The sequence below is a fragment of the Vibrio qingdaonensis genome (assembly GCF_026191675.1).
GTDB lineage: Bacteria > Pseudomonadota > Gammaproteobacteria > Enterobacterales > Vibrionaceae > Vibrio > Vibrio qingdaonensis.
On the sequence record NZ_JAKRRY010000050.1, the window covers coordinates 19134 to 30008 of the forward strand.

A 10875-nucleotide genomic window follows, 5' to 3' on the forward strand; every position below is an offset into this window, starting at 1 on the left:
GTTATAAGAACAGCAAGCGCAGTAAGGTGAGGATTGCGTAAGTAACCGTGTTTTGGAGTCTTTTAGTGAGCGCGCACTTAGACGGTGGTTACTCCGTGAGGGTAGGTTTCTTCAATCGCTTGCATGAGTTTGTCTGAAATATTCGCTTTTTTATTGGTGACAAAATCAAACATTACAATAGTCGCAGTGCCGGTGGTGGTCACTTTGTTCATTTTCTTACTCACAATTTGGTATTCCATGGTGAAGCGATCGGCTTCAAGGTGAGTAATTCGCGATCCAATGAGCAACGTATCAGGGTAAGTGACGGGTAATTTGTAACGACAATATGTGTCGCCTAATACCGGTCCCACTTTCGTGATCGCCATGTCTTCCATCAGATTGATATGGCTGAAGTACTCTAATCGAGCTGTCTCAAAATAGCGGAAATATACGGCATTATTGACGTGGTTTAACGCATCCATTTCTCCCCAAGCGACCGATATTTCAGTGATGACCGGGTAGTCTTTCAATAACTCTTCCATTGTTACCATACCTTATAGAGTGGATTATTTACTCTAATTGTTATTTAACAAAGTTGCAACAACAGAAAAGACCAAAGAGTGTACTCAATATGGGGGGCTGCCTAGCTAGCGGGAGCATGAGGTATGGTGGCAGACCTGCTACTTAATGGGTAAGGCCGACAAGCACTGGCGACATAAGCAGAGTGTAGAAGTGGGCAGTGACGAAGTGTCACGTTTGTCAATCTCAAAACACCAACAGCTGTCTTTGCCAGCAGAGATTTCACAATAGGCGGGCTCACCACATTGCTCACACTTGTGGGTGGCTTGCTCTCCCGAAATCTGAGTCATCTTCTGTTGGCGATCATCGTTGGAGAGATGACGCCAACCGGAAAGCTCATTCATGGTCCGATGACAGCCACTGCAGATCCCACCATTATTTTTACAGGCTGCGCGGCAAGGGGTTTGGATTGCTACTTGTTCGGTCATTGAATGTTACCTTCTTCGGTGATTCATGGCGCTGGTTGTGGCGTCTCAGGATATTGCGTTTTAACTTAGTATGTCGGAAAACCTTGCGGCTGAAATAGAAACGCCCCGAAGATAGGGGCGTTATCAGGCACTAATGCTGAGTGCTTATTTTACTTTCCAGACAATTTGTTCATTTGCGCGAATCGGTACCACAATATCGCGACCAAATGGCATGGTTGCTGGCACATCCCATGGTGCTTTTTCTAGCGTGATGGTATCTGTGTTGCGTGGCAGATTGTAAAAATCTGGGCCATTGTGGCTAGCAAACGCTTCAAGGTTTTCTAGTTTACCTTCTTGCTCAAACACTTCAGTGTAAAGCTCGACAGCCGCGTGCGCGGTATAAGAACCAGCACAACCACATGCTGCTTCTTTCATGCCTTTAGCATGCGGCGCAGAGTCCGTGCCTAGGAAAAACTTCTTGCTACCACTCGTAGCGGCCTCAACAAGCGCTTGCTGGTGTGATCCACGCTTTAAAATTGGTAAGCAATAAAAGTGTGGTTTGATGCCGCCAACCAGCATGTGGTTACGGTTGTATAGAAGGTGGTGCGCCGTAATCGTTGCTGCGACATTGTCGTTGGCGTTTTTCACAAAGTTAGCGGCGTCAGCAGTCGTAATATGCTCAAGGACGATTTTCAAGTTTGGGAAGTCATTAACAACAGGCGCTAAAACAGTTTCAAGGAACTCTTTTTCACGATCAAAGATGTCGATGTCATGTGTCGTGACTTCACCGTGAACCAAAAGCAACATGCCCACTTCTTCCATTGCTTCCAATGTAGAGTAGACATTTTTCGCCGACGTTACGCCAGAATCAGAGTTCGTGGTTGCACCTGCAGGGTAGAGCTTAGCAGCGACGACGCCAGCAGCTTTAGCTTTACGAATTTCTTCAGGAGAAGTGTTGTCAGTGAGGTAGAGTGCCATGAGCGGTTCAAATTGCTCTGATGGCTGCTCGGCCATGATACGAGCTTTATAGGCAAGCGCCATCTCGGTATCGGTGACAGGTGGGATGGTATTTGGCATGATCAGTGCGCGGCCATTGTAGCGGCTAATGTCGCGAACGGTATCTTTCAGTACTTCGCCATCGCGAAGGTGAACGTGCCAGTCATCAGGACGAGTAATAGTCAATGTAGTCATTTCGGCTCCCACCAAGGTTAAATTGTGCTTGAAACGGAGCCTAAATCGCAGCGAAAAATGTGAATGCAAACGCTTACGTTTAGGCGACAGGATGATAGTGGAATTTGAGTAAGATTTCACTAAGTTTCTGGGACTGCGCCAGAAAAGGCGATAAGATTGCCATAAAAGATAATGATGAAAGGAAGAAATCGTGACTGAAACTGCTCAACTGTCTCAAATTAATATTTACCCTGCCAAGTCGGTTGGAGGGATTGCTTTGTCATCGTCTTGGGTTGAATTACAAGGCCTCTCGTTTGACCGTCGTTTTATGGTGGCGTTAGCCGATGGTAATATGGTGACGGCAAGAAAACATCCGAACATGGTCAAGGTTTCTTCGAGCATTATCCCCTCTGGAATGGTATTCACGTATCCAGGGCAACCGCCACTTAAGCTCGAGTATACGCAGTTTAAAATGCAAGAAGCCCCTGCGCAGGTGTGGAACGACAAGTTTACCGCGTACACCACCACTGATAACGCGGATGATTGGTTTAGTCAGGTGCTTGGACAGCGAGTGGAGCTGCTTTATACCGGCGAGCAATCCAACCGTCTTCGTGAAAAGATTGGTCACAATGTTAGCTTTGCTGACGGCTATCCCTTACTGGTGATTAGTACGGGTTCCTTAGCGGCGTTAAATGCGCGTAGCTCGGAAGAACACAGCATGGATCAGTTTCGCACTAACCTTGTGGTTCAGTCTGACGAAGCGTTCATTGAAGACGCTTGGAAGCGCATCAAAATTGGCGAAGTTGAATTTGAAGCGGTTAAACCGTGTGAGCGTTGCGTATTAACAACCGTTGATGTCGAGAAAGGAGAGTTCAGGGCCAGCAAGGAGCCGTTGACGACGTTCTCTCGCTTTAGAGCCAACGAACGTGGTGGCGTGTTCTTTGGTCAGAACTTAGTGGCGAAAAACGAAGGGATGATTCACGTCGATGACGTCATTGAAGTGCTGGAATACAAAGATAAAGAGGCCTACCCCGATCTTGATGCCAATAAACAGACATTTGTTTGCGTAGAAAGAGAGCATATTGCCAAGAATTTTGAGACGTTTTGGCTAGAGCCGCAGCAGGGTGAGTTACCCAAATATAAAGCGGGGCAACATCTGCCTATCGAACTTATTATTAACGGCACAATGGTTAAACGTTTATATACTTTGTCGTCATCTCCCAGCCGACCGGGACGATTGGCTATATCGGTGAAGCGCTTAGACAGTGGTGAAGTATCGAACTGGCTCTTTGACCACTTTCAAGTGGGTGATACTTTGCTTGCCGATACCCCCAACGGTGACTTTCATCTAAAAAGCGATGAGCATCAGCCATTATTATTGTTGTCTGCCGGCAGTGGGGTCACGCCGATGATGTCTATGCTAAGAGATCTTAGTGATAGAGCGCGAATCGACGACGTCGTTTTTTATCATCAATGTTCAACTCTCGAGGATATTCCTTTTAAGAAAGAGCTAGCAGAGTTGGTGAATAAGCACCCCAGTTTAAAGGTTGATGTTGCGCTGACACAACCAGGTCGAGACTGGGAAGGGCAGACAGGTCGCTTGAGCCTTGCTCACTTAGCGTCAATTGCCGATATCGCCACACGCCAAGTCTTTGTGTGTGGACCAGACGGTTTTATGCAGTCTGCCAAAACCTTACTCATGTCGTTGGGGTTGCCTGCGACAAGCTATCACCAAGAAGCATTCGGTGTGAGCAGCGCGACGGCTGAGCCTGAAAAGTCCGTGACTATTTCATTTGATGGCGATGAGTTTGTCGGTAGCAACCAGCAAAATTTATTAGAACAAGCGGAAGATGTAGGTATCAATATTGCGTACTCTTGCCGGGCTGGGTTTTGCGGTGCCTGTAAGGTAAAAGTAGAGAGCGGTTGGGTGCATCAACCAGACGTACCAGCGATCCAAGATAGTGAAATAGCGGAAGGGAAAGTGCTGGCATGTTGCGCGATACCGCAAACAGATGTTGTCCTGTCTAGCTGCTAATGTACATGAATACCTTGTTAGGTCATGGGGCTTAAACATTAAAAAAAGGGAAGTGTGATACTTCCCTTTACTACGCCAGTCTTAAACCATCTTCTATGAAGTTGATTATTACGTAATTCTACCCATCATTTGTCAGTCTACTTTTCTAGTTCGACCAAATGTTTGTGCAGCACATCTTTTAAAACGGCTCGTTCATGTTTCAGTTGGTGCATCGCGGCGTCGTCGATAGGCGCCCCATTAAGTTCTAGTACTCGAATTTCCTTATCTAACGCATCGTATTTTTTTGTTGTAGAAGCGAAAGACTCATCGCTTTTCATCAGCTCGAGGATGGTACTTTGAAAATCTGGAAATTCTTTTAGAAGAGAATGGTTTTCACCTAACATAGTTACCCCTTGTGTGTTGATCAATTAAGGCTCAAAACAATCGCTAATGCGCGTTATTTATCGTCAGTATGACAAGGTGCACGTTAGCTTACTTTAACCATGGCACAAGAATACGGTTACGCAATATCTCAAGGTGAAGGAAGGTAAATTTGTTGAGCTAAATCACGATGAAAATCGATCTATTGTGTGGAAGTAGAGAAGTTAAGCCAATGAGAGGCTCTGCATTGGCTTAACAAGATAAGGAGAATGTGATTGATGACCGTGACTAGTCGTAAATCGTTGGAATAGGCTCACGCTTATGTTGTGTCGCTTTATAGATGGCAACAAGACGATCAGACACAGATTGGTCAACCGCTTTACCTTCTAAGAAATCATCAATCTGGTCGTAAGATAGATTAAGAGCATCTTCGTCTGCTTTTTGTGGAGCAAGCTCTTCTAAGTCTGCGGTAGGTACCTTTTTAACAAGCAGCTCTGGTGCACCTAAGCAGGCGGCAACTTCGCGAACTTGGCGCTTGTTCAATCCAAATAGAGGAGCCATATCACAGGCGCCATCACCAAACTTCGTATAAAAACCAGTAATATTTTCTGCGGAGTGATCGGTGCCTAGCACGAGTGCACCTACATAGCCGGCGATCTCATATTGAGCCACCATACGAGCACGCGCTTTTACGTTACCTTTCACGAAATCGATTTTAGCTTTGTCTGTTGGTAATAACCCCGTACCTTCAAGCGCGATGTGGGATGCCGCGTGCAACCCATCAACGCCTGCTTTGATGTTTACTGATACCGAATGTGTCGGCTCAATAAACGATAGAGCCAGTTGGGCTTCATCTTCATCTTGCTGATCACCGTAAGGAAGGCGTACGGCAATGAATTGATAGTCAGAAGACCCTGCGTGGTCATTTAACTCATTGACCGCGAGCTGGGCCAATCGCCCACATGTGGTTGAATCAACACCACCGCTGATTCCTAATACAAGTGCTTTGCAGCCTGAACTGAGTAACTTGGATTTAATAAACTCAACGCGGCGCTCTACTTCGAATTGTGGGTCGATAGAGGGTAGCACACGCATTTCATCCCGAATAAGTTGTTCCATTAGCGTTCCTTTTCCTGCAAGCAAGTTGAATTCTTTCTATGATACCTACGAAAAGTCATGAAAAAAAGTTACAGTAACCGAGAAAATACCGAAGATAGTGAAACAAGCAGGACATTCATGACAAAGATTGCAATATTTGGTAGTGCATTCAATCCACCTAGCCTAGGCCATTTGAGTGTAATTCAATCACTCGCTCATTTTGACAAGGTACTCTTAGTTCCCAGTATTTCGCATGCATGGGGTAAGACTATGCTTGATTATGCCAAGCGTTGTGAGTTGGTCGACTTGTTTATTGCCGACATGAAGCAAGCCAATGTGGTGCGCTCTAGCATTGAAGAGTCTTTGGTTGAACCCAACGCATCAGTCACCACCTATGCCGTTCTCAATGCCATTCAAGATCAATACCCAGCTGCTGAACTAACGTTTGTATTGGGCCCGGATAACTTCTTCAATTTTAGTCGCTTTTATAAAGCACAAGAGATTGTAGAGCGTTGGTCTGTACTCGCTTGTCCAGAGCGCGTAAAGGTGCGTTCGACACAAATTAGAGAGCATTTGCAACAGGGCTTGAACGTAGATCACTTAACCACAAAATCTGTTGCTAAACATTTATCGATAAGTCCGCTATATTAAAAGGGATAATAAAAAGGATTTTAATAAAAAATGAAAGCAGCATTATGCAGTATTGCTTTGTTGGTAGTGGTGAGTGCGCCAGATGCGCGCGCCTTTTGTGAAGACGAAAAACCGCACTCTGTCGTGTTTAAAGCGACGGAGGAAGAGTCGTTCTGTACTTTAATTACTAAGCCATTTAGCTACATAGGTACTCAAGTTGTGACACTGGGGGGACTGCTGGAACCTGCAAGTCCATTGGATGCGCTGCAAGACTCTTATTGGGATGAATGGTTGTTAAACCAAGAATCCGAGCCGGTTCTCACCGGACGTTATGAAAGCAGTTTTGTCGGCATAGGACTTTGGGCGCCAGCCGACATCGCGAGAAAAAAAGATGAAATGTCGATGCAAGAGTGGCTGATGTCACAAGGGCTGCATTTTGGCGTGGGCTTTGGTGAGAAAGGCAAAGAGCCCCGCTTACGGTTAGATTACCGTTGGCATGAAGACTACCAGGGCGACATGATGATGCAGGTTGAAGTACCGTTTTAGCACCAATACCGGATCAGCGTCATAACCTATTATTCGTTTTCTTTAAGCAGATTACAGAGGTAATCTGCTTCCTACATTACTAATTTCCTCTCTTAAAATTTACCTATATTAAATAGACACTTAAAACCGCTAGTGATAAATAATATTTATTTATCACTTTGCTTGTCAGAAATAACTTGCATACGTGAGAATTGCTGCTAAATAATAAGTGTAAGAAAAATATAAGGTGTGTAAGAAATGAATTATTTATTATCATTATTGCTATTAGTCTCTGCATCAGTCATGTCAGAAAGTAAGTTAAATAAACCTATTGACGTGGTTTCAGTGATGAACAGTAAATCTGTTAGCGGTAAAATTACCTTTAAGGGAAGGATTATGCAGGAACCTTGTACATTGAATGTAAGAAATTACTCTGTAAAAACACAACAGAAATCAAATGGCTGTGTTGAGTATACCAAAGAGAAAATTGAAATTATGAATGAACGTACTGTTGAAAAATCATCAATTATTATCGTTAGTTACATCTAGAATTAGAGCTACTACTTAAATATTAAATTGTATTTAGTGATATTGTTCTATGTTTTCAATTAATAATGATTAACTCACAATAATATAATGGCTTGTTGCTTCCTTATGTTTAAGCTTGGATAGGTAAGTCGCATCGATTTACATTGAATGCTAAATATGAGGTAAGTATGAAAAACTACATTTTTATATTGGGTAGTATAGTCGGTTCTTCTTTAGCTTATGGGCTAGAAATTGAATCTGTAACAAAAAATGATAAATTTACAACAGTAGGTTTTCCGATTATTGCATCAGATAATTCAGACTTAATATTTCATTATAAGGAAGATGGCGGTATTAATGATTATGTGTGGATGATCGATGACAAAATTAAATCAAAAGGTGTCGCCTATAGCCCTAGTGATAATGACGCTAATAAAGACGTAAAACTCTGTTTAATTGAAAATGGGGATTTTCAATGCTCGAATACGTTAAAGGTTGTTACTTACTTTGATGATAGTAACGCTCAATCACGAAGTGCGAGAACAGAATTGGCGGATATCAATGATTATTGGCAAGTCAACAACGCCATAACGAATGAAGAAATACTCAATGATGAAGATATCTCTGTGAAAGCGAGGCTAAGCGTTGATTATATTGGCACCGCCGACTTGGATGAATTACCGTCGGGTAATCCTTATGTAACGGATCTATTCTATACATTGATGTCAGGTACAACTATACTCCAGTCAACCTCACGTTTACGGGGTTTTGTTCATAACACCTCTAACCAATCAACAAGCTATAACACAACCATCGCGCGATTAAATCTATCATCGGTACCGCTGGTAAGTCTGTGTGCTTTTGGTTTAACCTCGCACGGTGCGAGTCCTTTGGTAGAGCCTTCTTCTTGCGGTACTAGGCTAGTTATAGAAAGGCCTGACAATCTTGGAAACTGGGTTCAACCACCAACCAAAGCGCAATTTATTGCACTATTTCCAGACCAAAGTTATTTACAAGAAACAGTGGGCAGCAAGAATTATGTGGCTTCGCAGCGTTTGACAAACATAGGTGTCAATCTTGTAGAAAGCTACTGTAAACACATTTCCCCACGTGCTGTTCCACCCACAAGTAGCGAGCTTAAGTCACTTGCTCAAGATGCCACCGTATTTGATGATACTTGGCCTGGGATGACTAACTATTGGACTAATACTACAACGACTAACGGACCATTCACCTTTGCTGGGATTACTTGGGCAGAGACGGTATCCATATCAGGAACTAATGCAACCCATTTAGCGCCAAGTGAAGTCTACAACGGATATCTAAGTTGTATTGTTAAAGATGAATCTTAATAAAAGCTCAGCGTCTATCTTAATTTTTAAAAACTTTGGAAATAATGAAACTAAAATTGGAGTTAATGATGAATAATACATCGATATTATTCCTATTGGGTGCAATAGGCTCTATAGGAAGTGCTTGTGCTATGTCAGTTGCTATTGAAAGTAAAGTTGAAGGTAGTGAAATATTGTTAGGTAAAATAAACAACGAGCTAGCAACAAACTATACAGCTGATAAGTATATTGAATTGGAGTGGATCAACAAAAGTGGGGAAACCATTTCAAATAAACCTTATCTGATTCCAAGAAATCCGATGGGTGATGTGCGTTTTTGTGTATCAACAGAACGGACATCAAAGTGTTCAAAAGCATGGTCTAGTCGAACTACCGTTCGACCAGTGGTTTCGCCTCGGTTTAACTCAGGGAATTCTGCTAACCTAACGGTGCGTGTGCTCGATAATGATTCGTTAAAATATGACGCCCCGGCTACCTCGATTAGCAGTTTGGATATTATTAATGGAGAGTTTGGTTTTCACTACACGGAACAACTTGACCAACAAGGTCATGTAGTAATGAATATGATCAGCTATAGCCAGCCTTCAATTTACCTCACGTTGCCTTCCATTGAATCTAATGTGGAGACCATTAAAGCATGTTCGGTGGGTGGTTTCTATCGAGATGAGCCAACCTACATTGAATCATGTACACCAAGTTATGAAGTTGATAGCTCTCCCGTAACGCCAAAGCCTGAAGAATCTGTACTATGCTTGTATCAGCACCCTAATTATAAGGGCAACGAGAAGTGCTTTGATGAAGTGGAGATAAATCATTCAAAAGAAATGAACTCTCCAAGGTCAACGCACCTAATGGCAGATTATGGATTGGTAGACTCTAGCAGTCTTACTATCAAGGCAGGGTACCGAGCAACGGTAGGTGAATTTTTTTTGCACAATTCGACAATTAACGATACGTGGAACAAATCCGCTTCCTATTTAGGAAGTACAGTTGGGGACAAAGGTAAATACGTCTTTCTTGAACGAGATGACACTTATGGTTGCTTCTTTGAACACCACGCGTTGCATTATGGTGAATTTGAACGAGCAGTCAGCCAATGCGTAGAAGTCGGAGAGAAAATAGATCAACTTACTCCACTGAAGTCTGGGCTTCAGCTTACACTATCTACCATTACTATACATCCAGGTCTTGCGATAACATTATATTCGGATTTAGATGGTAACAGTAAGCTTGGAACTTATAATCAAGCACGATTTTGGAGTGACTCTCGTTATCCAGATGATCGAGCAAAGTCTTTCAGTATCGCCGTGGATAAAAGCTATAGTTTTTCTATTGTAAGTGACAATTACACGTTAAGAAGCTTGTATAATAGCAGCTTGGCCTTAAAAAAATTGATTGCCGACCAAGGCGATTTACATTTAATTACGTCTAATGGTCATTGGACAAGCCAATTCGTACTTCCTGAAGGCGTTCCAGAGTACACAAGATTGAAGTTTGAACGTAATTCCATTTACGACTTTACGGTCACTATTGGAGAAACGAAGTATACTCCGAAACGTGGCGAGACCTTGGTTGTTACCTATATCAATAATCAATGGGTACTAAGTGGCGATAACGACAGCGGTAGCGATTTTAGTTGGAGCTCGGTACTAGGAGAGAAAAGCCATATTGCTGATACTCAATATGTGACTGATTCGAAGTCCTTGTACATTCGAGCAGCAGCAGCAATTGATGCTATTGGGACTTCTAGCAGCAATCTTCATGGTGGTTCGGGTGGTAAGTTATACAAAGTAAGTTTAGCCGGGCTAAAATCAGTCACGGCGACAAGAGGAGATTACCAGTGGGGTGGTCGTCAGTTGGTCGCTCTGACATTCAGCTATCAGGACGGGAGTCAAAAGCTTATTGGAAGCAAGTTATACGCAACTAATCGTACCGAGCAAACCGCTGTTGTACCAGATGGGCAAGAAATCACGGATTTGAATATTTGGGGTACCGAGGACGAATGGTTAGTGAGCGGGTTACAACTTAGATTTGGGAACTGATTTGTTGTAGTACAGACGTAATCTGGCAGTTGTTCACGGTTAAGTGGTCCCTGTCAGGTTATTTTTTACCCAGATTGATTTTTCTATTTGCTCTGCTCTTCTTATGAGCTGTACGATTTTGTTGAGAGTAATTTGTATAGTTCATTCAAAATGGCTTACTAATGTTGTTA

The 10875-nt window shown here is 43.0% G+C and carries 11 protein-coding genes; 6 read left to right on the forward strand and 5 right to left on the reverse strand.

Features of this window, described 5'->3' with window-relative positions:
• Positions 1-77: 77 nt before the first annotated feature.
• From MD535_RS23170 to pyrC, 3 genes are all read right to left on the reverse strand, one after another.
• Entirely contained in the window at positions 78-521 is a 444-nt protein-coding gene (locus tag MD535_RS23170; RefSeq protein WP_265677522.1) for an acyl-CoA thioesterase, read from the reverse strand.
• A 138-nt stretch (positions 522-659) separates the two neighbouring features.
• A complete protein-coding gene (locus MD535_RS23175) occupies positions 660-968 on the reverse strand; it encodes a DUF1289 domain-containing protein (RefSeq protein WP_265677543.1) in 309 nt (102 codons plus the stop codon).
• A gap of 162 nt (positions 969-1130) precedes the next feature.
• Positions 1131-2156: a dihydroorotase gene (gene pyrC / locus MD535_RS23180; RefSeq protein ID WP_265677523.1), complete on the reverse strand. Its 1026-nt coding sequence runs from the start codon at positions 2154-2156 to the stop codon at positions 1131-1133.
• 190 nt (positions 2157-2346) lie between these two features.
• Between pyrC and MD535_RS23185 the strand changes: the two genes are divergently transcribed.
• Entirely contained in the window at positions 2347-4170 is a 1824-nt protein-coding gene (locus tag MD535_RS23185) for a hybrid-cluster NAD(P)-dependent oxidoreductase (RefSeq protein WP_265677525.1), read from the forward strand.
• Positions 4171-4307: 137 nt separating this feature from the next.
• Here MD535_RS23185 and MD535_RS23190 read toward each other — a convergent pair whose 3' ends face one another.
• A complete protein-coding gene (locus MD535_RS23190; protein ID WP_265677527.1) occupies positions 4308-4553 on the reverse strand; it encodes a YdcH family protein in 246 nt (81 codons plus the stop codon).
• 265 nt (positions 4554-4818) lie between these two features.
• Positions 4819-5649, reverse strand: coding sequence for an ammonia-dependent NAD(+) synthetase (nadE, locus tag MD535_RS23195; RefSeq protein ID WP_265677528.1), 831 nt, complete (start codon positions 5647-5649; stop codon positions 4819-4821).
• Positions 5650-5766: 117 nt separating this feature from the next.
• Between nadE and MD535_RS23200 the strand changes: the two genes are divergently transcribed.
• From MD535_RS23200 to MD535_RS23220, 5 genes are all read left to right on the forward strand, one after another.
• The gene (locus MD535_RS23200; RefSeq protein WP_265677529.1) at positions 5767-6279 is read left to right on the forward strand and encodes a nicotinate-nicotinamide nucleotide adenylyltransferase; all 513 of its coding nucleotides are present in this window, start codon (positions 5767-5769) and stop codon (positions 6277-6279) included.
• 30 nt (positions 6280-6309) lie between these two features.
• Positions 6310-6804, forward strand: coding sequence for a hypothetical protein (locus MD535_RS23205; RefSeq protein ID WP_265677530.1), 495 nt, complete (start codon positions 6310-6312; stop codon positions 6802-6804).
• Between the two features lie 237 nt (positions 6805-7041).
• A complete protein-coding gene (locus MD535_RS23210; RefSeq protein WP_265677532.1) occupies positions 7042-7332 on the forward strand; it encodes a hypothetical protein in 291 nt (96 codons plus the stop codon).
• A 167-nt stretch (positions 7333-7499) separates the two neighbouring features.
• Positions 7500-8663 (forward strand): hypothetical protein, encoded by a 1164-nt coding sequence (locus tag MD535_RS23215; protein ID WP_265677533.1) that lies wholly within the window; start codon positions 7500-7502, stop codon positions 8661-8663.
• Between the two features lie 44 nt (positions 8664-8707).
• Positions 8708-10705: a beta-prism lectin domain-containing protein gene (locus tag MD535_RS23220; protein ID WP_265677537.1), complete on the forward strand. Its 1998-nt coding sequence runs from the start codon at positions 8708-8710 to the stop codon at positions 10703-10705.
• Positions 10706-10875 lie beyond the last annotated feature (170 nt).

Excerpts from the sequence above, each read along its gene's own strand:
- MD535_RS23215 (WP_265677533.1), top strand. The coding sequence starts at position 7,500 with ATGAAAAACTACATTTTTATATTGGGTAGTATAGTCGGTTCTTCTTTA.
- MD535_RS23170 (WP_265677522.1), bottom strand. The coding sequence starts at position 521 with ATGGAAGAGTTATTGAAAGACTACCCGGTCATCACTGAAATATCGGTC.
- MD535_RS23210 (WP_265677532.1), top strand. The coding sequence starts at position 7,042 with ATGAATTATTTATTATCATTATTGCTATTAGTCTCTGCATCAGTCATG.
- nadE (WP_265677528.1), bottom strand. The coding sequence starts at position 5,649 with ATGGAACAACTTATTCGGGATGAAATGCGTGTGCTACCCTCTATCGAC.
- pyrC (WP_265677523.1), bottom strand. The coding sequence starts at position 2,156 with ATGACTACATTGACTATTACTCGTCCTGATGACTGGCACGTTCACCTT.
- MD535_RS23200 (WP_265677529.1), top strand. The coding sequence starts at position 5,767 with ATGACAAAGATTGCAATATTTGGTAGTGCATTCAATCCACCTAGCCTA.
- MD535_RS23205 (WP_265677530.1), top strand. The coding sequence starts at position 6,310 with ATGAAAGCAGCATTATGCAGTATTGCTTTGTTGGTAGTGGTGAGTGCG.
- MD535_RS23220 (WP_265677537.1), top strand. The coding sequence starts at position 8,708 with ATGAAACTAAAATTGGAGTTAATGATGAATAATACATCGATATTATTC.
- MD535_RS23190 (WP_265677527.1), bottom strand. The coding sequence starts at position 4,553 with ATGTTAGGTGAAAACCATTCTCTTCTAAAAGAATTTCCAGATTTTCAA.